The 22177-nt window shown below is 50.8% G+C and carries 22 protein-coding genes; 10 read left to right on the top strand and 12 right to left on the bottom strand.

The features are described 5' to 3' along the window. Positions 1-313: 313 nt before the first annotated feature. The 10 genes from D4L85_RS28005 (at position 314) to D4L85_RS27955 (ending at position 10694) form a co-directional block, all read left to right on the top strand. A complete protein-coding gene (locus D4L85_RS28005) occupies positions 314-1369 on the top strand; it encodes a hypothetical protein (protein WP_119757408.1) in 1056 nt (351 codons plus the stop codon). A gap of 258 nt (positions 1370-1627) precedes the next feature. Next, positions 1628-2590 carry a phosphoribosylaminoimidazolesuccinocarboxamide synthase gene (locus D4L85_RS28000; protein WP_119757407.1) on the top strand — a complete coding sequence of 321 codons (963 nt, stop codon included), beginning with the start codon at positions 1628-1630 and terminating at the stop codon, positions 2588-2590. 12 nt (positions 2591-2602) lie between these two features. Continuing rightward, positions 2603-2983, top strand: coding sequence for an STAS domain-containing protein (locus D4L85_RS27995; RefSeq protein ID WP_073140746.1), 381 nt, complete (start codon positions 2603-2605; stop codon positions 2981-2983). 79 nt (positions 2984-3062) lie between these two features. Next, positions 3063-3980 (top strand): ribonuclease Z, encoded by a 918-nt coding sequence (locus tag D4L85_RS27990; protein WP_119757406.1) that lies wholly within the window; start codon positions 3063-3065, stop codon positions 3978-3980. 18 nt (positions 3981-3998) lie between these two features. After that, positions 3999-4778 carry a queuosine precursor transporter gene (locus D4L85_RS27985; protein WP_119757405.1) on the top strand — a complete coding sequence of 260 codons (780 nt, stop codon included), beginning with the start codon at positions 3999-4001 and terminating at the stop codon, positions 4776-4778. A gap of 148 nt (positions 4779-4926) precedes the next feature. Then, the gene (priA, locus tag D4L85_RS27980) at positions 4927-7437 is read left to right on the top strand and encodes a replication restart helicase PriA (protein ID WP_335621953.1); all 2511 of its coding nucleotides are present in this window, start codon (positions 4927-4929) and stop codon (positions 7435-7437) included. A 590-nt stretch (positions 7438-8027) separates the two neighbouring features. Beyond that, positions 8028-8537 carry a hypothetical protein gene (locus D4L85_RS27970; protein ID WP_160144050.1) on the top strand — a complete coding sequence of 170 codons (510 nt, stop codon included), beginning with the start codon at positions 8028-8030 and terminating at the stop codon, positions 8535-8537. Between the two features lie 114 nt (positions 8538-8651). Continuing rightward, positions 8652-9389, top strand: coding sequence for a hypothetical protein (locus D4L85_RS27965; protein WP_119757402.1), 738 nt, complete (start codon positions 8652-8654; stop codon positions 9387-9389). Positions 9390-9486: 97 nt separating this feature from the next. Beyond that, a complete protein-coding gene (locus D4L85_RS27960) occupies positions 9487-10125 on the top strand; it encodes a DUF305 domain-containing protein (RefSeq protein WP_160144049.1) in 639 nt (212 codons plus the stop codon). 86 nt (positions 10126-10211) lie between these two features. Continuing rightward, the gene (locus D4L85_RS27955; protein ID WP_160144048.1) at positions 10212-10694 is read left to right on the top strand and encodes a hypothetical protein; all 483 of its coding nucleotides are present in this window, start codon (positions 10212-10214) and stop codon (positions 10692-10694) included. 127 nt (positions 10695-10821) lie between these two features. Here D4L85_RS27955 and D4L85_RS27950 read toward each other — a convergent pair whose 3' ends face one another. The 12 genes from D4L85_RS27950 to D4L85_RS27895 form a co-directional block, all read right to left on the bottom strand. After that, a complete protein-coding gene (locus tag D4L85_RS27950) occupies positions 10822-11268 on the bottom strand; it encodes a hypothetical protein (protein ID WP_119757399.1) in 447 nt (148 codons plus the stop codon). 84 nt (positions 11269-11352) lie between these two features. Further along, complete coding sequence (locus tag D4L85_RS27945) at positions 11353-12666, bottom strand: toxin-antitoxin system YwqK family antitoxin (protein WP_119757398.1); 1314 nt, start codon at positions 12664-12666, stop codon at positions 11353-11355. A 63-nt stretch (positions 12667-12729) separates the two neighbouring features. Beyond that, positions 12730-13908 (bottom strand): acetyl-CoA C-acyltransferase, encoded by a 1179-nt coding sequence (locus tag D4L85_RS27940; protein WP_119758975.1) that lies wholly within the window; start codon positions 13906-13908, stop codon positions 12730-12732. Between the two features lie 85 nt (positions 13909-13993). After that, entirely contained in the window at positions 13994-14626 is a 633-nt protein-coding gene (locus D4L85_RS27935) for a hypothetical protein (protein ID WP_160144047.1), read from the bottom strand. After that, complete coding sequence (locus D4L85_RS27930) at positions 14623-15273, bottom strand: tetratricopeptide repeat protein (RefSeq protein WP_119757396.1); 651 nt, start codon at positions 15271-15273, stop codon at positions 14623-14625. The genes D4L85_RS27935 and D4L85_RS27930 overlap by 4 nt, the downstream gene beginning before the upstream one ends. Continuing rightward, positions 15270-16241, bottom strand: a complete 972-nt coding sequence (locus D4L85_RS27925; RefSeq protein ID WP_119757395.1) for a vWA domain-containing protein — start codon at positions 16239-16241, stop codon at positions 15270-15272. Before D4L85_RS27925 ends, D4L85_RS27930 begins: the two co-directional genes overlap by 4 nt. 100 nt (positions 16242-16341) lie before the next feature. Then, the gene (locus D4L85_RS27920; protein WP_228450652.1) at positions 16342-16848 is read right to left on the bottom strand and encodes a GNAT family N-acetyltransferase; all 507 of its coding nucleotides are present in this window, start codon (positions 16846-16848) and stop codon (positions 16342-16344) included. Between the two features lie 45 nt (positions 16849-16893). Beyond that, a complete protein-coding gene (locus D4L85_RS27915) occupies positions 16894-17985 on the bottom strand; it encodes an AMP-binding protein (protein WP_119757394.1) in 1092 nt (363 codons plus the stop codon). Positions 17986-18005: 20 nt separating this feature from the next. Continuing rightward, complete coding sequence (locus D4L85_RS27910; RefSeq protein WP_119757393.1) at positions 18006-18374, bottom strand: TerB family tellurite resistance protein; 369 nt, start codon at positions 18372-18374, stop codon at positions 18006-18008. Positions 18375-18408: 34 nt separating this feature from the next. Continuing rightward, the gene (menB, locus tag D4L85_RS27905; RefSeq protein ID WP_119757392.1) at positions 18409-19233 is read right to left on the bottom strand and encodes a 1,4-dihydroxy-2-naphthoyl-CoA synthase; all 825 of its coding nucleotides are present in this window, start codon (positions 19231-19233) and stop codon (positions 18409-18411) included. Continuing rightward, the gene (gene menD, locus D4L85_RS27900; protein WP_119757391.1) at positions 19223-20959 is read right to left on the bottom strand and encodes a 2-succinyl-5-enolpyruvyl-6-hydroxy-3-cyclohexene-1-carboxylic-acid synthase; all 1737 of its coding nucleotides are present in this window, start codon (positions 20957-20959) and stop codon (positions 19223-19225) included. The genes menB and menD overlap by 11 nt, the downstream gene beginning before the upstream one ends. Then, positions 20956-22164: a chorismate-binding protein gene (locus D4L85_RS27895; RefSeq protein ID WP_119757390.1), complete on the bottom strand. Its 1209-nt coding sequence runs from the start codon at positions 22162-22164 to the stop codon at positions 20956-20958. The genes menD and D4L85_RS27895 overlap by 4 nt, the downstream gene beginning before the upstream one ends. Positions 22165-22177: the final 13 nt, after the last annotated feature.

Raw genomic sequence — 22177 nt, 5'->3', positions numbered from 1 at the left:
TTTTGAAGCTTACTCGTCTTTCAGTGATTTTGCCGGATTAACCATCGCAGCTTTAACAGAAAGATGCTGATCTTTGAGTTAGTTGGTTTTGACAAATTGAACGATCTTCCCCTTTGATCGGCCTGAACCGCCTCGAAGAAATAAATTCCCGCGCTCAACCATCCGAGTTCAAGCCTGTCGTCGGCGGTGGTGAGGGTGACTTTATAGACCGGCCTATGAAATAGATAATTTAGACGGATGATTATTTTATTAGATTCTTACAAAATATTCATCAATTCTTACAATACCAGGACAAAATAAAACCCGTTATCTGATGATGAGAGCCTTTTTACTTATCAATGTGTGTTTGCTGGCCTTTTGTTGCCAGGTGAAAAAAAATACCAATGCAGAATGTGTTTGTGATACCGTGAAGCTTAAATCGCAGTTGCGTCCTATTGTGTCTACTCCTGCCGCTGAAGTCGCTAATTTTTACAAAGAGAATGAAGCAGAAAATCGGCGACGTTGGTTTGCTGAAATCGAGAGAATAGACTCAACGCAATTTACTCGACTCTGGGATGACTATCATGATAATAATTTCCATACGTCACACGCCGACTTCAAAAGTTTCTACGAAAACTCAGACAACACGGAACTCGCATTTCAATTTGGACCTGAAGGTCCTTTGTGGACATATTATACCTTCATATTGAAAAAGAAAAAGGGCTGCTATGTATTCACAAGGACAAACTTTGCACATGCACGCTTTCGCTACAAGGCCTATTCATTTGTCGGCCGACAAACGGTTGACGATCTCTTCGATTACATAAACACCCTCAAGAGAATTGAAATGGACGAGCCGAACTACATGGCAGCGTCATTTGTCGATAACAGGAATGATGAAGTTTTTGACGTTGAAATTGAGAGATTTAGTATGGAGCAAAACGACGGCGGGCGGCGTTTGCCGCCCGACTCCGCTATAATTGTGTTTCTTAAGTTTTTGGACAACGAAATCAGATGGACGGAAACCTACCCGTTGGAGCCGGAAGCGTTGAACCCCGAAGAATTGCGATCGAAAACTTATGCTAGGTTCAGTGTCTCAGGAAGTTATAAAATGGAGAATGAAGAAGGAAGTTTTACGGGGGGGATGACAATTGAAAAGAAAGAGGGGTACATATATTATAGTTGGGACATTACATCGTCAAGTGAGAAATTGCTTGCTGCGAAATCTTCCATCATTGATTTCAAGTATATTCCCAAGAAGGGCGATCATTTTGAATTTGTCAAAAACTATGTACTAAGAGAGATTAGAGAGTACAGGATCAAAGACAAGGAAGTTGTATTTGCTGTTACGGTGTCGAGTAGCGAGGCTAACGATACAGGCAAACACTAAACTATGACGCCCGTACATTTTGTTGCCGGAACAGACTGTTATTTTGTTGGGAGATATTCAAGAGAGTCCCGGCCAGGGATAGCAATGGAAAGCCCGAAGTGCGCCGGCCTCGCGCGCAGCCGGACTTGGAATGGATAGCCCGGGCCCGAGGCCTCCGAGGGCGGCCGCCAAGTGTACCCAAGGGGAATAAACTTTTGCCCTAAAAGCCCCTTTGCCAAAACCCTCCCATCCCTTACCTTGCACCCTCAAACCCATTTCATGCAGGCCATCAAAGAAACCCACTTCAACTTCCCCGGCCAAACCGGGTTCTACCGCGGCAAGGTGCGGGACGTATATTACTTCGGCGACCTCATGGCCATGGTGGCCACCGACCGCATCTCGGCCTTTGACGTGATCCTGCCCAAGGCCATCCCCGACAAGGGGCGGGTGCTGAACCAGATCGCGGCCTTTAACCTGCAGGCTACCCGGGATTTGGTGCCCAACTGGGTGTTGGAAACCCCGGATCAGAATGTGACCATCGGCTTCAAATGCGAGCCCTTTGCCGTGGAAATGGTCGTGCGCGGCTACCTGGCTGGGCATGCGGCCCGTGAATACAAGGCGGGCAAGCGCACCCTGTGCGGTGTGGCGCTGCCTGAGGGACTGAAAGAGAACGACAAGCTTCCCAACCCGATCATTACCCCTACAACAAAGGCGGCAGTAGGCCACGACGAGGATATTAGCCGGGAGGAGATCCTGAAGCGGGGCATTGTTTCGGAGGCGGACTATAAGAAACTGGAAGAATACACCCTGAAGCTCTATAAAAAAGGTACCGAATTGGCCGCCGAGCGGGGGTTGATTCTCGTTGACACGAAGTATGAGTTTGGGAGGCACAACGGTGTGATCTATTTGATTGACGAGGTGCATACGCCGGACTCGTCGCGGTACTTCTATGCCGAGGGCTACGAGGCGCGGCAGAAGGCAGGGGAGACGCAGAAGCAGCTTTCGAAAGAATTTGTGCGCCAGTGGCTGATCGAGAACGGGTTCCAGGGCAAAGAAGGGCAGAAAGTGCCCGAAATGACCGAGAGCAAGGTGGGCGAGATTTCGGCCCGTTATAAAGAGCTCTATGAGCACGTGCGGGGGGAGGCGCTGGGGGCGGTGGACTATGGCCGGCTATCCCAAAGAATCGAGCAAAGCATCCTGAATTCGATAAATTCCGCTAACTTACAAGCCAAGAAAAACTGACCTATTTGACCTATGAAGTATACGATTGACAAGCAGGAGAAATACAGTTTGTTGCGATTGCACGAAGAGAAGCTGGATTCCAGCGTGGCTCCTGGCCTGAAGTCCGAGTTGATCACCCTCCATGCCGAGGGTGTGCGCAACATTGTGCTGGACCTGGGCGAAGTGAAATACACCGACAGCTCCGGCCTCAGCGCCCTGCTGGTAGGCAACCGCATTGTCCAGGAGGACGGCGGCATATTTATCCTGACCACACTGTCGGACCACACGCTGAAGCTCATCAAGATCTCGCAGCTGGACAGCGTGCTCAACATCCTTCCCAAGGTGGAAGAGGCCATCGACGCCGTGTTCATGCACGAAATCGAAAAGGACCTGAAAGATTCTGACGGAAATTAAACGAAGGTTACATAACCGGAAACCAAAGCCCTCCAGCTTTGGTTTTTTTTATTTTTAATATGTCAAACCCCTGTAAACGTTGAGTTTTAAGATCACCATTCTCGGCTCCAGTGGCGCATTGCCCGCCTATGGTCGCTACACGTCATGCCAGTTGGTGGAGATCCAGAACCGCCACTTCCTGGTGGACTGTGGCGAGGGTGCCCAGATGCAGCTCATGAAGCTGCAGGCCAACTTCCACCGCATCGACCACATCTTTATCAGTCACCTGCACGGCGACCATTTCCTGGGGCTGATGGGCCTCATCTTCACCATGCATCTGCAACGGCGCACTAACGAACTCCACCTCTATAGCCACCGTGGCCTGGACGAGATCATCACCACCCAGTTTCGCTACTCGCGGTCGGTGCCCAACTTCAACATCGTGTTCCACCGCCTGGAAAAGGACGTGCGCGAGGTCATCTTCGAAGACGACGTGCTCACGGTGGAGACCATTCCCCTGAAACACCGCATCCGCTGCTCGGGCTTCCTCTTCAAGGAGAAGATCAAACCCCGGCGCATCGACAAGACCAAATTGCCTGAAGGCCTGCCGCTGCTGCAGGTGGCCAACCTCAAGAAAGGCCACGACATCACCGACGCCGACGGCAACATCCTCTACAAAAACGCCGAGCTCACCTTCGACCCGCGGAAGTCGCGCAGCTATGCCTACTGCTCAGACACGGCCTACAATGAAGCCATGATCGACCAGATCCGCGATGTGGACATGCTCTATCACGAGGCCACCTTCGAGGAAGAAGAAGCACAGAAGGCGGCCGAAACTTTCCACAGCACAGCCCGCCAGGCGGCCACCATTGCCCTGAAGGCCAACGCCAAAGGCCTGTTGCTGGGCCACTTCAGCGCGCGCTACAAAGATCTGTCGCCGATCTTGAAAGAAGCCCACGCCACCTTCGAGAACGCGCACCTGGCGGTGGAGGGCGATGTGTTCACGCTTTCGGATTAATCCTTTATTTTTATCGCCATGGAAAATACGCAACCCGACAAACGCCACCGTTTGTTTATCATTCTGGCCGGCATCTTCATCACCAACACCGTGTTGGCCGAGATGATCGGGGTGAAGATCTTCAGCGCCGAAGCCACATTGGGGCTGCAGCCCGCCCACCTGAACATCCTCGGCTTCACGATGGACTTCAACCTCACGGCTGGGGTGGTGATCTGGCCCGTGGTGTTCATCACCACCGACTTGATAAACGAGTACTTCGGCAAACCCGGCGTGAAGCGCATCAGCTACTTCACGGCGATGCTGGTGACGTATGCGTTTGTGGTGATCTTCATCTCTATTCGGCTTGCACCCGCCGACTTCTGGGTGAACGGCACGGACTCGGAAGGCAACGCCGTGAACATGCACCACGCTTTCAACAAGATATTCGGGCAAGGACAGCGCATCATCCTCGGATCGCTCACGGCCTTCATCCTCGGCCAGTTGGTGGACGTGTTTGTGTTTCAGCAACTGCGGAAAGTGACAGGGAGCAAGATGCTGTGGCTGCGGGCTACAGGGTCTACGTTGGTGTCGCAGTTTGTGGATAGCTTTGTGGTGCTTTATATCGCTTTCGCGGGAACGTTTACTAATGATCAGATCGTTGCTATTGGGATCACCAATTATATCTATAAGTTCGTCGTGGCCATTGCATTGACGCCTTTGATTTATTTTGGACATGGGCTCATTGACCGGTATCTGGGGAAGGAGTATGCTGAGCGTATTTCGGAGGAGGCTTCGCATGGGAGTAAGGGGTTCTTTTAGAAGGATCCCATCTAAGTTTTTTGAACCGCAAAGACGCAAAGGGCGCAAAGTCAGCGCAAAGGCCTTCGGCTTCCAGTGCTTTGCGTCTTCTTTGCGCCTTTGCGCCTTTGCGGTTAAATGTTTTTTATACGACCAACTCTAAAACAAAGTGGAACTTTTCGAACAACCCGGTACGGAATCACGCATCACGCTCTTCGCAGAGTTGATGTTGCCTATTCCTGTGCCCAAACTGTTCACCTACCGCGTGCCCCTTCCGCTGAATGACAAGATCATGGTGGGGCAGCGCGCTATCGTTCCCTTTGGTGATCGCAAGATCCTTACCGGTGTGGTGGTGTCTGTTACGGATCAACCACCGAAACAGTACGAAGCGAAATACATCCTCGAACTGCTCGACGACTTCCCGTCCGTCACCGAGTTGCAGTTCAAGCTCTTTCAATGGATGGCCGATTATTATCTCTGCTCCACCGGCGAGGTGATGAACGCAGCCCTTCCCAGTGGTCTGAAGCTCTCCAGCGAGTCGATGGTGCAACTGAACCCGGCGTTTAACCTGGAGGAGTCGGATTTTGATTTCTCGGAGAAGGAGCGGATGTTGCTGAAGCGGTTGGTGGGGGAGTCGATGGAGTATTCGGCCATCAGCAAGTTCCTGGGCGTGAAGACGGTGTACAGCTTGCTGAAGTCGTTGGTGGGGAAGGGTGCTATTATTTTGTATGAGGAAGTAAAAGAAAAATATAAACCCCGCACGGAGCGGCGCATCCGGTTAACAGAAGTCTATGCGGTAGCGTCCGCGTTGGAGGGGTTGTTCGAAACGATCGGTACGAAGCCAAAGCAGGAAGCCATTGTGCTAAAATATCTGCAGGATGTGCCGGTGTTGAGTCATGTCGAGGCGAACAAACATGGCCTGGCGCAGAAGCAGTTGATGAACGACGATACGTTGTCGGAGTCTTCGTTGCGCACGCTGATCAAGAACGGCGTGTTCGAAGAGTTCGAGGTAGTGGTGTCGCGCTTTGAGGAAGAGCCGTTGCCGGATCAGCACATTATTCAACTGAGTGAAGAACAACATCAGGCGCAACAGGAGATATTGGCCAGCTTCAAGGAGCATAGTGCCACACTATTGCAGGGTGTGACCGGCAGCGGCAAGACAGAGATCTATATCAACCTGATCAAGCAGGCCATTGAGGGCGGCTCGCAAGTGCTCTATCTGCTCCCCGAAATTGCGTTGACCACGCAGATCGTGCAACGGCTACGCAAGATCTTCGGCACGACCATGGGCGTTTACCACTCCAAGTTCAGCGACAACGAGCGCGTGGAAGTTTGGAACGGCATCCTCAACGGCCGTTTCAAATTTGTGGTGGGCGTTCGCTCCTCCATCTTCCTGCCGTTCGACAACCTCGGGTTGATCATTGTGGATGAGGAGCACGATTCGTCCTACAAACAACAGGAGCCTGCCCCGCGCTACCACGCCCGTGATGTGGCCGTGGTGATGGCGCAGTTGCATCACGCCAAAGTGCTGCTGGGGTCGGCTACCCCGGCTGTGGAGACCTACTACCAGGCGCTGCAAGGGAAATACGGTTTTGTGAAACTAGATAAACGCTTTGGCGAAGCCCGGCTGCCTACACTTGTGTTGGCCGATATGGGTCGCGAGCGCAAGCAGAAAACGGTAAAGGGAGAGTTCTCCGGATTGTTGTTGAAGAACATTGGCGATGCGCTCTCTAAAAAAGAACAGGTCATTGTCTTTCAAAATCGCCGGGGCTATTCGCCGATGGTGAACTGTGAGGACTGTGGTTGGGTGCCGAAGTGTGTGAATTGTGCGGTGAGTCTTACCTATCATCAATATCGTCATGCTTTAGTGTGTCATTATTGTGGCTATCGTGAGGCGTTGCCGCAGAACTGTCCCACGTGTTCATCTACGCGGCTGAAGACGGTGGGCTATGGTACGGAGAAACTAGAGGAGGAACTTATGCTTCATTTCCCTGACGCCCGCATTCAACGTATGGATCTGGATACTACCCGTTCTAAATCCGGTTACGAATCCATCCTCGATCATTTCGAGCGAGGAGAAACCGACATCCTGGTAGGTACCCAAATGGTGACGAAAGGTCTCGACTTCGATCACGTGAGTTTGGTGGGTATTTTCAATGCGGATCGTATGATTCATTTTCCTGACTTTCGGAGTTATGAGCGAGCGTATCAACTCATCACGCAAGTGAGTGGTCGTGCGGGTAGGCGGGAGGTGCCCGGTACGGTGGTGATACAAACCAGCAGTCCGGATCATCCGTTGTTGCTAACGATCTTGAATCACAGCATGGAGAAGTTTTATGGTGATCAGTTGGAAGACCGCCGGCAACACAGTTACCCGCCGTTTAGCCGCTTGATAGATGTTACGATCAAGCACGTGGATAAGAAGGTGTGTCGGGAAGGGGCTGATGCGTTGTTTAAATTGTTTCGGAGTGCTATGCCAGGTACGAAGTTGCTCGGGCCGGGTGAGCCGATGGTTTCGAAAATACGGAATCAGTTTTTGATGAGCATTTTGGTGAAGATCCCCCGGGGAAGTAGTGAGTTGGGGGCGTTGAAGCAGGCGTTGATGCAGTGCATACAGCAGTTGTTGAAGGAGAAGGAGCATCGGAATACGCGGGTGATTGTGGATGTGGATCCGGTGTGATTCGGGGTCAACTGCAAGATTTTTTAGTGCTCCATTCTGAAAAATGATTTAACTTTATAAGACCTTGGTGGGATATGGGTACCGTCAAGTCAAACAAGAAGCGAAAAAGAAACGTCACGAACGAGTTTATTCGGGACTGGATTTGGAATATTGAAAACGACCCCCATGCAATAGAAAAGGCTAGATACCCCAAAAGGAATTGGATGCCTTTGGGCTGCCGAAAGAGACTAGCAAAGACGATCGCAGCCATTAGTTTCATACCCTTCCTAGGTTTTTTTTTCGATAAGGGCACCCGTAGTGAACAATTCTAATTAACGTTATAGCCCGCAACCTATCAATCCCCTTAGAAATTCTAATAAATGAGATATCCGGTAATAGCTTTGATTATTTTGATGCAAGGCCTCAATGCCTATGCAGCCTCAAAAAAAAATTCCATTGGCGACACGTTATACGTTTGGGCAAATGATGGTTTGCTGATGCGAAAGGAACCGAAATTTGAATCTCCTTCGCTCATGAAGTTAGACTATGGGACGGCCATTGTGGTAATGGAAAGGACGGGAGTTGGGGCGGAATTTGTGGTGGCGCGCGCCATGAAACACAATCAAAGGTCATTGCCCGGGATTAGTATATTTGGAGGATTTGTGAAGATCCACTATAAAGGGATGGAAGGATTTATTTTTGATGGATTTCTTTCCCGCCTCGCTCCCCTCCATGACCAGGAGTCGTTGGATGATTATTTCGGCAGAGTATTCGGACAGTTGCAGACGATAGACCGATCAAAGCCGGATTCGGAATATAGATTTAAAAGAATTTTTTATAAAACAGGGATAGTTTCTGAGTTTGAAGGAGGTCCGGAAAATTGGTTTACGCATTTGTATTTTATCCCGGGCATCTCTTTGAAGGAGGCCTATTTGTTGATAAACAAAGCGACAGGGTTTGAGAGAAATTATAAACGGCAAATAAGCGAAGGCTCAACCTATTTCGATCAACGACCCGAAAAATTTGCGCCTGACGAGATCGTTATCGGGTATGAATTAGGTCAACAGACCATTCGCGTTGATCACGGTCACGTATTTATACTAAGCGAATTTGGAAATTAAGACGAAAAGATGTTGAGTTTTCAGGCATGAGGGCGGCCTTGACTTGTGCCGAACAATTCTTGACCAAGCCGATTAGACTTTAACCTGCCCATTTCCCTTAAAAATTTTTGATAAATGAGATATTTGGTAACAGCTTTATTGACTTTACTGCAAGGCCCTAGTACATCTGCAATCGCAAGAGAGTTTTTCCGTGGTGATACATTGTATGTTTGGGCCAATGACGGATTGCGCATGAGGAAGGAGCCGGGATTTGCGTCGCCAGCCATTGAGAAGTTGGACTATGGGACGGCAATTGTCGTGATGGAGACGCTCAGCAATGAATTGGAGTTTGTAGTGACGAATGAAATACAGGGTAGCAGGATAACGAGACCTGGAATTAGCGTGTTTGGAAAATTTGTGAAGGTTCGATACAAAGGCCTGGAGGGATTTATTTTTGATGGATTCCTTTCCCGGTTAGTTCCCATGCACAATAAAGAGCCACTGGATGATTACTTTAACAGAGCATATGGACAACTCCAAACCATGGAACACTCTGACAACCAGACAGAGTATAGAAGGATTATTTATAAAACAGGGATAGTGCACGAGTTCGAGCGTGGCCAGGAAAAAGCATGGTATACCGATTTTTATTTTATTCCGGGTATCTCCATGAACGAGGCCTATTTGCTGATCAACAAATCGAGAGGTTTTGAGGAGGCCTATAAACGACAGATAAACGAAGGGGCGACAGGTTTTGATCCAGGCCCACGAAAATTTTCACGTGACGAGATCGTTATCGACTATACATTGGGTCAGGAGACGATTCGGGGTGATCGTTATCATGCCTCGATAACAGGCGAATTTGGGAATTAGGAGCAGAAGGCGTTGGGCTTTTAAGTCATTTGAAATTTCTATAAATTGTTATCTAATGTTTAGGCTTATGGTCCGGAAAAACGGGTTGTGCAATATTGTGCTCTGGCTGATAATGGGCATCTCGCACGGTGTATGCGCGCAGGTCTATTCCACACCGCCACTGTCGGGTACGCCGGGCCTTTCATCGGGAGTCCGATTGGCAAAGAATCTGGAACATTGGGTGCAGGGCTCAGTCGTGCTGGTGACCGGCGATACTGTGCCCTGTGAAATGAGCTACAATCCCGCCGTGGAGGAAGGCCTGCTCCAGGTGAAAGATGGCGAAGGTATGCTAACCCTTTCCGTGAAGGACGTAACGAGTTTTTTCTATTTCGACACCGAGAAAAGTAAAACCCGGCGCTATTATAGCATGCCCGTCCATGATGAGAACGCATCGATAACCCGGGAATACTTCCTGGAGCATGTTTACGAAAATGCCGACATGGCCATTCTCAGCCGGCGTGTTGTGCGCTTGGGGGGCAACCTGTTCAACTCGCTCACAGAGGTTGTGCCAGTAGATTTGAATTTTTTATTGGATGTACATACCGGCACCCTTCGGGAGCTCAACGAAGCGGAAGCTATGGCGCTGATGAAAAGCAAATCGGATCAAGTGAAGGCTTATATGAAAACGAATGGTATTAAACTCAAGAGCGATGTAAAGGATTACATCTTGGTGTTTAATTATTATGCGTCACTTTAATTTTTTTTGGTTCTGCAGTCAGGGTAGTGTATATATCCTTGCCGGAAGAGCGAGTAAATAAAAGATGGTCAAACCCATGCAAAAGTATGAAGCATCCCAAGTTATTGTTTTTATGCATTGGACTTCTTGTCCTCTGTTTGTCTTGCCAGGAAGATCACGCCTGTTCTGATAGCGCACAGGATCAGTTTAGTTACAATTCTGCCACGGGCAAATGCGAGAGTTGCAGCGGAAAGGTGGGCTATAATGCGTTTGATTTGGAGCGCATCCAGCAAACCCGGAATGCTGAGTGTATGGATCTGAGCAAAAAAGTACTGATCGCACTAGTGAAAGGAAAGTCAGAGCACGATTTCAGGTACGACTCTTTGTATGATTATAATTTTCGCGGTGCGAGGTTTGATAGTGCCGAATTGTATTTCAACTTTATCAGAAAGTCCGACTTTAGTGGTGCAGATTTGAGGTTACTGCAATATGGATATGCTGAGATAGATGGTGAGATAGATCAATATACAAAGCGTCCGGGGCAGGGACTTTGCAGTGATAGTCCGAATACAATTCTATGCTTTAACTAAGATGCTCGATCACATAGGTGCCAGCCGTGAATCAAATCTTAAAACACAACGAAAGGGACGAGGATTGCCCTAGCCAATCCTTCGTCCAATAATGCTGACCATGGATTCTCAGAGAGAATTCAATGGACTATCGATCCAGATTATCTTTTAGGGACGTAATTTTGGTAGCCTCTTTTAACTCCTCGGCGATGCTGTCGTCAAAGCTATAGTGGAAAATGACCCATTGATCGTTGGCCTTGTAAAAGGTAAAATTGAAACGAATGGGCTGCCGGTCATAGCGCACCAGGAAAGTGTAGATGACCAGATTCTCCCCTGCGGTCTTCTTCCTGAGTGGGTCGTAACCGTAGTACTTCCCCATCAGGGTGATGGCGCTATTTAATTTATACTTGACGTTTTCGACTTGCTCGGTGGATTTGGCCATGTACTTGTTTGTGCCAAAGAGGTAGTCTACTGCCTCGTCGGGAGTTTTGTATTTATAACGGTAGAAAAACTCGTCAATTATTCTTTGGGGTTCGCTTTGGGCAAAGGTTGCCATGGAAGAAAACAACAGGAAGGGGAGTAACAGCTTTTTCATGAGATTTAGATTGGTGATGGTTAAAGTTTGTTGGTAATTTTTTCGGTGGAGATCATGCAGATGCGGATTATTTGTGAACGAATCTCAATTCTTCACGGGTACGCCTGCTTTGTAAATAACACTACTCAATACATTCCCATTCGCATCAAACGTCTTCCATTCCTTATACTTCTTATCCGAAATATACTCTCCCTGCTCTTTCATCTTCCCATTATCATGATAAGCCACAAAAGGCCCATGACGCCGATTATTTTTGTATTCTGTAGTAGACTCTAAAGTCCCTGTCTCATAGTACGTCTTCACCGGCCCTGCCAGCAAGTTCACTTTAAAAGTCTCCTCTTTTTGGATTTTCCCGGAGGGATAATAACTATACCGAATCCCACTAAGCTTCCCCGCCTCAAATGTCTCTTTCAGTTTCACTGGCTTGCCACCGGGATAGTAGTAAACACTGGTCCCTGCAAGCACCCCATTTTTTAATTTCTTCTCCGACAGAACAGCGCCGTTCTCGTCATACTCCTCGATCGAGGCATCCACGCCACTGGAAGATGCCTGTTCTTTGATCTTGATCTTTCCGGAAGGGTAGTAGTCATAGTTGGTGCCCACCTTCTTGCCCTCCTTGTATTGGTATTTGTGTTGCACCGTGCCATCGGCAAAGTAGCCGGTGTTGTTGCCGTGGAGTTTGGCGTTGAGGAAGTTGCCGTCCAGCACGAGGTGGCCTTGTTCGTCGTAGCTTTTGAATTGGCCGTTCTTGGTGCCGTTCGCCATGGTGGAGGCGGTTTGCAGTTGGCCGTTGGTATAGTAGGTTTTATAGAAGCCCGTAAGGATGCCGTCTTTGTAGTTGGCTTCAGTTTCAATTTTGCCGTCGGCGTAGAAGGAACGGGCGATGCCATTGGGTTTGCCTTTTTCGTATTGCTGCTCCTTTTTTACTTTGTGGTTCGGGTAATATTCGCGCACCATGCCTTCGGGTTTGCCTTTCACGAAGAAGGTCTCGCGCTTCACCACGCCGTTGTCGAAATAGAGTTGGATGCTGTCGGTGAGGATGTCGTTTTGATAGTAAGCCTTTTGAAACGGTTTGCCATCTTCATCATAGATCTGCACCACGCCGTGACGCAGCCCGTTCACAAAGGTGATCTTGCGGGCAACCTTACCGTTGTCGTGGTATTCGGTGAAGAGTCCCGATTTCTCGCCCTCGTCGTTGAAGGTGCCGTCGACCATGATGTTGCCGTTCTCGTAGTAGCGCTGATAGTGGCCCACATATTTTTCGGGATCGTCTTTTGAGACAAAGTAGACTTCCTGTACATGTTGCTTGGGAGCGTCGTAGTAGGTGCGCACTTCTTTTTGTGCATGCGCAACGACGCAGGTAGCGAGAAGGAATAAAATAGCGATAAGATGCTTCACGTTATAAAAATAAATAGCCTTGCAGATAACGCAAGGCTATTTTCGATGTTGTTCAGAAACGACTCAAACATTTTCGATCACAATCGCTGAGGCGCCGCCACCACCATTGCAGATGCCAGCCACGCCAATGCCGGCGTTGTTTTGCTTCAGCACGTTGATGAGCGTGGTCAGTATGCGCGACCCTGACGACCCCAGCGGGTGCCCCAGAGCCACGCCGCCACCATTCACGTTCACTTTGTTGATGTCGAGACCCAGGTTCTGGCTGTTGGCCAGTGCCACAGCCGAGAAAGCTTCGTTGATCTCATAGTAGCCTACGTCCTTTTTGTCCACACCGGCGTTCTTCATCGCCTTGGGAATGGCAATCGTCGGCGTTGTGGTGAACCACATGGGATCTTGTGCAGCGTCGGCAAAGCCGAGGATCTTGGCGATGGGTTTCAGCCCCAGGGCCTCCGCTTTTTCTTTGCTCACCAGCAGGATAGAAGATGCGCCGTCGTTCAGCGTGGAGGCGTTGGCGGCGGTCACGGTGCCGTCTTTGGTGAAGGCGGGTTTCAGGCTGGGGATCTTGTCGAAGTTCACATTCTTGTATTCTTCGTCTTCGGCAAAGATCGTCTTGTTTCCCTTGCGGTCAACGATCTCTACGGGCACGACTTCGTCTTTGAACTTGCCTGCGCTCCACGCAGCAGCGGAACGTTTGTAGGAGTTGATCGCATAGTTGTCTTGATCTTGACGCGAGATGTTCATCTCCTTCGCGGTGTTGTCGGCGCAAACGCCCATGGCTACCTGATTGTAGATGTCGGTGAGGCCGTCGTAGGTAAGGCCGTCCAACAGTTCGCCGTTGCCGAATTTGTAACCGGTGCGGGCTTTGGCCAGGTAGTAAGGGATGTTGCTCATGCTTTCCATGCCGCCGGTGAGTACCACGTCTTGTTGCCCCAGCATGATGGATTGTGCCCCGAGCATCACGGCCTTCATTCCCGAAGCGCAGACTTTGTTCACCAGGGTGCAGGGGATCTCGAAACCCAGTCCCGCGCCGGCCGCTACTTGCGTGGCGGGTGCCTGGCCGAGGCCGGAGGCGATGACATTGCCTACGAAAACTTCCTGTACCAGCTTGGGGTCGATGCCTGCTTTTTGTACCGCGGCTTTAAAGGCGATGGCGCCGAGTTGCACCGCGGTGAGGGAGCTGAGGCTGCCACCGAAGCTTCCGATGGGGGTGCGTACGGCGGAGACGATGTATACTTCTTTCATGGTGTTGTAGTTGTTCAAATGTGTTAATCCCAAGGGCACCCGTCTTCGCTAAAGCTACGACGGATAAGCAAAGAAATGCAAACCACTACCAGTCGGGTTTGCTTTTGTCTTTGGGTTTGGTGGCTTTGCGTTTGTTTTGTTGGAGGTATTGAACCTCCTGGTTCTTCATCGCTTCGAGGATCATCTTGGCTTTTTCTTCGCTGATCTTCATGTCGCGAAGCTTCTCGTCAAGTTGGGGTGACTTTTCAGGTTTGGGTTTGTTCTTGTCTTCGTTTTGTTGCTGCTCGTCCTGCGGATCCTTCTTTTCTTTGCCTTCCTTTTCTTTTTGTTCTTTTTCTTTCTGCTCTTTGTCCTTCTGCTCCTGATCTTTTTGATCCTCTTTTTGGTCCTTTTGATCTTTTTTCTGCTGGTCCTGTTCCTGCTTTTCTTTATCCTTTTTCTCCTGGTCTTGCTTCTCTTTGTTTTGCTGGTCCTTTTTCTGTTGCTGATCCTTCTTCTCCTGGTCTTTCTTTTCCTGGTTCAGCTTGTCATAGAGGGCTTTCAGTTTGGCATCGGAGGGAAATTTTTTCAGACCGGCGGTCACGGAGGCCAGGGCTTCCGGGTTCTTTCCATTCACGTAGAGGTTGGCCGAGGTGTTGAAATACGTCTGGGCTCCTTGCGAAAAGCCGGTTATGGCCACGCAGATGAGGAAAAATAGCGTACAGAGCGTTGCTTTCATTTCGGTTTGTTTATGGTGGTCACGTCTTGCAGGCGTGTCATAAAATCCTGGTAATGCATGACGGTGGGGTCCTTTTTGGCCCCTTCGGTCATGAGCGTATTGGCTTCCCCAAAGCGGAATTGGGCCACGAGGGCATCCGCCTGTGCTTTTAACTTCTTTGCATAGGCAGAAGGTTCCGGGGGCTTGTTTTTAGGGTTCTTTTTCTCGTCTTCCTTCTTCTTTTCGTCCAGTTTGCGCTTCAGCATCTCGTAGTTGTAGCGGGCGTCGATGTTGGCGGCATCGGCCTTTACGGCGGCCTTGAAATCGGCCAGGGCGGCTTCCATTTTGCCTTGACGGTGGTGGAGGATACCCAGCTGCTGGTTGGCCTTGGAGCGCACGGCCACGTTCATGCTGCCCACCAGCGATTGGTAGGTGGAGATGGCGTTGGTCGTGTCGTTAGTTTGAAAATAGGTGTGGCCCAGGTTCAGCAGCACTTCGTCTTCGCGCACACCCAGGGAATCGGCCAGGTACTTATATTTTTCCAGTGCCTTCTTGTAGTCGCCCGACGTGTAGGCCTCGCGCGCTTCGGACTTCGCGCGATTTTCGCGTGCGATCTTTCCCGGATCGATGAGCAATGCAGCAAGAAGGGCAGCCAGCAGGTACTTCATATTTTCACGGTCGGTACGTTAATGAGAACATCCAGCAGAAAAAGCAAGGCGGCAAACGCCAGGAAGTAAAAATACTTGTTGGCCGTCACGTCAATAAAGCGCGCGTCGCGCAGCTCGCCTTCAATTTTGCCGATGGTGTTGATAAGGCGGGTAACGTCGTTCTTCGAGTCGTTGATCTCGAAATATTGCCCCCCGGTTTTGTCGGCCAGGTTCACCAGCTCTTTTGGGTTTAGTTTGGTCACTACGATCAGGCCATTGCGGTTGGTCTTTAACGTATTGCCCGCATAAATATTTCCTCCTTTTTCCGTGCCCACACCGAGTGTGAAAAGCTTGATGTCTCGCTTCTCGATTTCGTTGACCACGTCGTCGGTGTCTTCCCCAAAATCTTCGCCGTCGCTGATGAGGATGATCACTTTGGATTTGGCCTGCTCATTGGGTGCGGTGTCATCCTCCTCCAATTTTTTCAGGGCCAGCCGCAGGGGCGGGCCGAAGTCGGTGCCCGAGGCGGGGACAAGTCCGCTGTTCATGGTCTCGATAAAGAGGTTGAGCGCATTCTGATCATAGGTCAGGGGGCATTGCATAAAGGCTTCCGATGAGAAGATAATGATGCCGATGCGATCGGAGTTGAAGGCGGCCACGACTTTCTTCATTTCGTACTTCACTTTCTCCAACCGCGTAGGCTGAATGTCGAAGGCGTCCATGGACTTCGACAGGTCCACGCAGATCATGATGTCTTTGCCCACCGATTTCACTTCTTTCTTCGATCCTCCAAACGAAGGTCCCAGCAACGCCACGATGAACAGGGCAAAATAAAACGTCCTGAAAAACAGCTTGATGAACACATGGCTGTAGGACGACTTCAACCGGGTGGCGATGCGGATGATGCGGATAAAATACAGGATATACAACACGGCGAATGCCGCGATGAAGATCAATTCTGTTACTCCAAATTCACGATACCAAAGCACTATTCCGTCAGTTTATAAATGGCAATTAACACTTCACAAAGGGTTTCTGCAATACCTATTCTGTACAAACCGGCGGTTGCTCATATTGTTGGCCCGGACACTAAAAAGTGAGGCGCATCACATAGTCGTTCATCCAATAGGGGCCAATGGGAACGTCTTCTTCCTGGATCACCGTGAAGCCCAGCTTTTCGTAAAACTCCCGGGCTTTGTTATGCCGGTTCACATTCAGGTCCAGGGTGTGGATCCCCTGCATCTTGAGTCTTCTTTTGACCTCCGCGACGAGTTGGGCGCCATAGCCCTTTCCGTGGTTGTCGGGCAGCACATAGATCTTGTGGAGCTTGTAGACGTTGCGCTCGTCCGGGCGCGGGCCATAGGAGGCAAACCCCTGCACACCAGCCTCATCCTTAATCAAGATGAAATGCTGCGATCCGCCCTGGATCACGTTCAACAGGGTCTCGGTAGAATAGATGGCATCCAGCATATAGCGGATCTGCACATCCGTGATGATAGGGGAGTAAGTCGGCCACCAGGTCTTTTCGGCAATGTCCTGAATAAGGGCAATGTCGGCAGCGGACGCATTGATGATTTCGGGGTGGATTTCGGACACGGTTTTGGTTGGTTTGGGTTGAATGCTAAGATAGCACTGCGATCGTTACAATCCGGCAAGCCCTTTCAGGGTTTCTTTTCGATTGATCTTGTCGCTCCCGGTATATTGAAAACGCGGCACCACAAAAATCTCCTTTGGCGTTTTATAGCCCGGCAGTTGCTCCCGCAAACGGGTCATGAGCGTCTCGCGCAAAGGTGCTGGCACATGGCCCTCTACGATCAGGATGATCCGGCTCCCCAATTTACGATCCGGAAGGCTGCCAACGAAGAAGCGGTTGTTAATTTTTTGACCCCGGAACAATTTTCCGATCTCCGCCTCGAGGTCTTCCGGCATCACCTTCATGCCCCCGGTGTTGATGATGTTATCCCAGCGCCCGAGCCACGCAAAGGTATGCGCATCCTTGATCTGCACTACGTCGTTGGTCACGATCTTGCCCTCGAAATGGGGTGCTTCGATCACGAGGCAGTCCCGTTCGTCCTGCGAGATAACGATGCCGGGCAGGGTCTTGTAATCGTCTATGGCATCGGGGCCGTTCAATCGCTTCAGGGCGATGTGCGATACGGTTTCCGTCATGCCATAGGTCGCATAGCACCGGCAACGAAACGGCTGGAGCATGGCCAGGCTTTCGTCATCCAGGGCCGCGCCGCCGATGAGGAGCGCACCAATTTGTTGAAGTCTTTCGGGATGAGCGGAACGTAAAATGTCGTGCACCTGGTAGGGAACCATGGCCGTGAAATCGATCGTTTCTGGGCCCGGGTGTTCAAGCGGATTCGCAGAAGGTGTGACGGCGATCATTTTCATTCCGCTAACAAAACAGCGCACGGCCATCATTTTGCCCGCAATAAAATCAGGGCTCAGACAAAGCAAAGCGGTGTCGCCCGCCTTCAAGCCCAGGGCTTCGGCCGTGAGCTGCGCGCTGGTGGTCATTTGCGTGCGGGTCACGGAAATGGTTTTTGGCGTTCCTGTAGACCCGCTGGTGTGTTGTGAAAATTGTTCCACACCGGAATGCCATTCGCGGATAAATGAAAACAACGCGTCTTCAAAGGCGTCGTGGAATGTCGCCTGCTGTTGCAACACATCGTTCAGACTCACCTCCCTCGCATTCACCAGTAATGTATCGAAGGGGTAGGGGCTCATGATGCGTTCCGCTTGTGGGCTTAGAGCGTTTCCAGGTCTTTCTTGAACCGGTCGATGATGGTCGCCTCCTTAGGGCTAAAGCCGCTGCAGGCCTTGGCCACCTTGTGCATCACGCGGATGGCCGTTTCTTTCATCTCCGGTGTGAAATGATCTTTGTGTTTCTTCAGATCATGAAGCGCGTCTTTGTAGGCTTTCTCGATCGAAGGCTGTATCACCTCATCCAGCAACTCAAAGCGGCTTTGGGCCGCCCACGATTCAAAGTCGAGTTCCTCTTCGGCGATCTTGGTAAACGCAAAACGTTCTTCCGCGCTCAACCCCTTGTCGGCAATGGCGATGACATACGCCAGCTCGGCGATGGATCTGTAGATTTCTCTTTTCTCGATGTCCATATAGAAATAATACCGCGATGTATTGGATTTGTTTTTAAGGGAACTTGGGATATTTTGACCAATCCGGATCGCGTTTCTCGAGGAAGGCGTTCTTGCCTTCTTTGGCTTCGTCGCTGAGGTAATACAGCAAGGTGGCGTTGCCGGCCAATTCCTGTATCCCGGCCTGTCCATCCAATTCGGCATTGAACGAACTCTTCAGCATGCGGATGGCCAACGGGCTCTTGGCGATGATCTTGCGGGCCCACTCCACATAGGTTTCCTCTAATTTTTCCAAGGGAACGACCTTGTTCACAAGACCCATGTCGATGGCTTCCTGGGCGTCGTATTGATCGCACAGGAACCAGATCTCCCTTGCTTTTTTCTGACCCACGATGCGGGCCAGGTACGATGCACCAAAGCCTCCGTCGAAGCTGCCCACTTTAGGGCCGGTCTGGCCGAAGCGCGCATTCTCGGCTGCAATGGTCAGGTCACACACTACGTGCAACACGTGCCCTCCGCCAATGGCCCATCCTGCCACGGCGGCAATCACAGGCTTGGGAATGGAGCGGATCATTTTTTGCAGGTCGAGTACGTTGAGGCGGGGCGTCGTGTCTTCGCCTACATAGCCGCCATGCCCGCGCACGCTCTGGTCGCCGCCGCTGCAAAAAGCTTTGCCGCCTTCGCCGGTGAGAATGATCACGCGCACGTCGTTGTCTTCGCGACAGAGGTGCATGGCGTCGATCATTTCTTGTACGGTCAACGGGGTGAAGGCATTGTGAACGTGCGGGCGATTGATGCTGATGCGGGCGATGCCGTCGTATTTGTGGAACAAGATGTCCTTGTATTCCTTAACGGGCTTCCATGGAAATTTATAGCTCATAGCTCTTGTGTATTTTCTGTTTCAAATGGTCGAAGATGGCCTTGTTCAACACGCCGTCGCTTTCCAGTTCCAGCACTTTGGTTTTTCCGTCAGGCTCAAAGAAATCCTTCAACAGGTTTTTGAACTTGCGCTTGTTGTCCAGCTTCAGGTACTCGAACCCAAACTCCTCGCAGAGTTTGCGGGCGTTGAGTTTTTGTTGGGTGATAAAATATTCGTCCGACTCCGGCATGGTGCCCGGTCCGTCGATCATCTTAAAGATCACGCCGCCGTGATTGTTCAACAACACGACGCGCAAGTTAGGCAATGCATAATTATGCCAGAAGGCATTCCGGTCATAAAAGAAAGCCAGGTCGCCGGTGATGAGCACATTGGGTCGCGCGCTCACCAGCGCATGGCCCACGGCCGTACTGGTGCACCCATCGATACCGCTCGTGCCGCGGTTGGCAAACACGTGGATATCTTTTTGCGCCGCCGTCAAGCCGATGAAGTTGGCGTAGCGCACGCTCATGCTGTTGGCCAGGTGCAGGTTGGCATCGGGCGGGAGTTGCTGGATGACCTCGCGAACCACTTCCAATTCGGCTAACTCTTGCTGCGGAAAGAATTCGTCCAGCGTCCGGACGGCACGTCGCTCTTCCACTTCCCAAAACTTGTTGAAGTTCTCTTGCTTTTGTTGCTTGAAAGAATCCGTCGACTGCAGCGTGCTGAGGAAATTGAAGAAGGAGGGAGGCGTGGTATGAAATACTTGCGTGATGCTCTTGAACGAATCGGCCACGATCCCCGCCGGCTGGATGTGCCAGTGCGCTTTTGGTGCGAAGTCGCGAAGAAAAAGTTTCAGATTTTTTGATATGACCGACTGCCCGAAGGTGATGAGCAAATCGGGCTGCAACGTTTTCTTCACCGCAGCAGACGCTTGTCCGAGAAACACATCCGCATGCCGCACCACCTTTTCGATGACGTGAACATTGGAGATGATGTCGCCCACGATGGGGATGTTATGCGTATGAAAGAAATTCGCCAGAGAGCTCACCCCGTTGGTGTCGTCGTGTTGTTGTCCCGCCACGATCAGCACGTTGTTGAACGTAGGCCAGGCGGCCGACAAAGTTCTCTTTTGTTCTTCCGTTAAACCAAATGACGGCGCGAAATCTTCGATCACCCGAACGTTCCCGCTAAACGCGATGACTTCATCTTTTTGAGGATACAGCGGCTCGCGAAACGGCGCGTTGATATGCACCGGACCCTGCGGCTCCTGCAAAGAAAGATTGATGGCTTCATTCACGATCCGATTGATGGCCCATTTACTATCGGCGTGTTCATATTCCTGTGGAAGCTGAAATGTTTTCTTTACGTGCTGTCCGTAGATCCCTGGCTGGTGAATGGTTTGTCCATCCTGCTGGGCGATCCATTCTGCTGGGCGATCGGCGGTAAAGATCAGGAGGGGAGTTTCACTGAAATAAGCTTCTGCAACGGCGGGAGCAAAATTATAGGCCGCCGTTCCCGACGTGCAAACCAGCACGGTAGGAAGTTTGGTGTGCTGCGCAATGCCCAACGCAATAAACCCTGCGCTGCGTTCATCGCTGATGGTTCGTGTCTGAATTTTCGGGTGCCGTGCAAACGACAACGTGAGCGGCGCACACCGGGAACCCGGACACAGGACCGCCTGTGTTAAACGCTTTTTTGCGCAAAGCTCGGCAATGTCGTAGAGGGGCTGCTGGCGGGGTTGGGTCATGCGTTCTTTGAAGGACTGATAACGTTTAAGAGCGTGTTCATTTTTATTTCTGTTTCTTCCCATTCCTGCTCCGGCACGGAGTCGATGGTGACCCCGGCGCCCGCATACAGAATGGCCTTTGTTTCCATCAGTTGCGCGCAACGGAGGTTGACAAAAATATGAATGTTGTTCTTAAAATTTACCGGTCCCAGGAAGCCAGCGTAAAATTGCCGGTCATAGCCCTCATATTTTCGCAGAAAATCCACGGCCGGATTCAGCGGCATGCCGCAAACGGCTGAGGTGGGGTGGAGCAACTGCAGCATGATGGTGCCCAATTGCAGAAAATCCGTGGCCTGCATGTCTACCGTGAACTCCGACTTGAGGTGGAGCACATTGCCGGCCACCACGGTCTTTGGCCCGTGCTCGTCATATTCGCGCAAGCGGATGCGCTTGAAGCAGCTGATGATATAGCGCTCAACCAAAGCCTGCTCCTCGATGTCTTTCTGGGTCCAGGCCACCGACTTCAGGTTCATGCCCTCACGATAGGGCTGTGTGCCGGCCAGGGCAATGGTTTTGAATGTGGTTCCATCTTCGACATTCACCAGCAACTCGGGTGTAGCGCCCAGCCAGCTTCCGGTTTCCGGCGAGCTCACGAATGAGATGAGCGCGTTCGGGTTGGCGTGGCACAGTTTCAGGAACGAGGTCACGATGTCAAAATCCAACGGAAGATCAACGGACTTGCTACGGGAAGGAACCACTTTTTCGAACACGCCCTGCTCGATCTCGGCAATGCCTTTGGATACCAGCGCGATGTAGGCATCCTTTTCAGGATTGCCCAGGGCATGTTCCTGGGCGTAATGTCTTGCTTTGGTTCTTTTGATGTCACCGAGCTTCGATTGAAGCCAGGTGGCTGATGCGGTTTCCAGCGTTGTCGCGGGAGGCTTCAGCGTATCGTCCGTAAAGGAGAAGGAATAATCAGCTTTCAGAAAGATCCGGTCGCCTGCCGTGTCGAAGGGGGCAAAGATAAACCCGGTGGGAAGCTCTTCCAGCGCGGCGTCGGGCTTGAGAAGCTCGTGTTCGCGCGAGAGGATGAGGTGCTTGGTGTTGTCGTTGGGAAGCCGCCAGACGGCTACGGAAAAATTCTGGTCGACGGCATAGTTGATGAGAAAAGAAAGATAGTCAGTTTCAACAATCCTGGGTGATGAAACTGATGTCGTAGTATCCATGCTAAATCCGGGT

It is taken from the genome of Chryseolinea soli (assembly GCF_003589925.1).
GTDB lineage: Bacteria > Bacteroidota > Bacteroidia > Cytophagales > Cyclobacteriaceae > Chryseolinea > Chryseolinea soli.
Note: the sequence above shows the minus strand (reverse complement) of the source record. Positions and strands in the feature narration are given on the sequence as shown.

Bases quoted from the DNA above. Each gene is read 5' to 3' on its own strand.
- D4L85_RS28005 (WP_119757408.1), top strand. From the start codon at position 314: ATGATGAGAGCCTTTTTACTTATCAATGTGTGTTTGCTGGCCTTTTGT.
- D4L85_RS27910 (WP_119757393.1), bottom strand. From the start codon at position 18,374: ATGGACATCGAGAAAAGAGAAATCTACAGATCCATCGCCGAGCTGGCG.
- D4L85_RS28000 (WP_119757407.1), top strand. From the start codon at position 1,628: ATGCAGGCCATCAAAGAAACCCACTTCAACTTCCCCGGCCAAACCGGG.
- D4L85_RS27970 (WP_160144050.1), top strand. From the start codon at position 8,028: ATGAAACACAATCAAAGGTCATTGCCCGGGATTAGTATATTTGGAGGA.
- D4L85_RS27965 (WP_119757402.1), top strand. From the start codon at position 8,652: ATGAGATATTTGGTAACAGCTTTATTGACTTTACTGCAAGGCCCTAGT.
- D4L85_RS27985 (WP_119757405.1), top strand. From the start codon at position 3,999: ATGGAAAATACGCAACCCGACAAACGCCACCGTTTGTTTATCATTCTG.
- D4L85_RS27940 (WP_119758975.1), bottom strand. From the start codon at position 13,908: ATGAAAGAAGTATACATCGTCTCCGCCGTACGCACCCCCATCGGAAGC.
- menD (WP_119757391.1), bottom strand. From the start codon at position 20,959: ATGACCCAACCCCGCCAGCAGCCCCTCTACGACATTGCCGAGCTTTGC.
- D4L85_RS27950 (WP_119757399.1), bottom strand. From the start codon at position 11,268: ATGAAAAAGCTGTTACTCCCCTTCCTGTTGTTTTCTTCCATGGCAACC.
- D4L85_RS27930 (WP_119757396.1), bottom strand. From the start codon at position 15,273: ATGAAGTACCTGCTGGCTGCCCTTCTTGCTGCATTGCTCATCGATCCG.
- D4L85_RS27935 (WP_160144047.1), bottom strand. From the start codon at position 14,626: ATGAAAGCAACGCTCTGTACGCTATTTTTCCTCATCTGCGTGGCCATA.
- menB (WP_119757392.1), bottom strand. From the start codon at position 19,233: ATGAGCTATAAATTTCCATGGAAGCCCGTTAAGGAATACAAGGACATC.
- D4L85_RS27955 (WP_160144048.1), top strand. From the start codon at position 10,212: ATGAAGCATCCCAAGTTATTGTTTTTATGCATTGGACTTCTTGTCCTC.
- D4L85_RS27995 (WP_073140746.1), top strand. From the start codon at position 2,603: ATGAAGTATACGATTGACAAGCAGGAGAAATACAGTTTGTTGCGATTG.
- D4L85_RS27895 (WP_119757390.1), bottom strand. From the start codon at position 22,164: ATGGATACTACGACATCAGTTTCATCACCCAGGATTGTTGAAACTGAC.
- D4L85_RS27915 (WP_119757394.1), bottom strand. From the start codon at position 17,985: ATGAGCCCCTACCCCTTCGATACATTACTGGTGAATGCGAGGGAGGTG.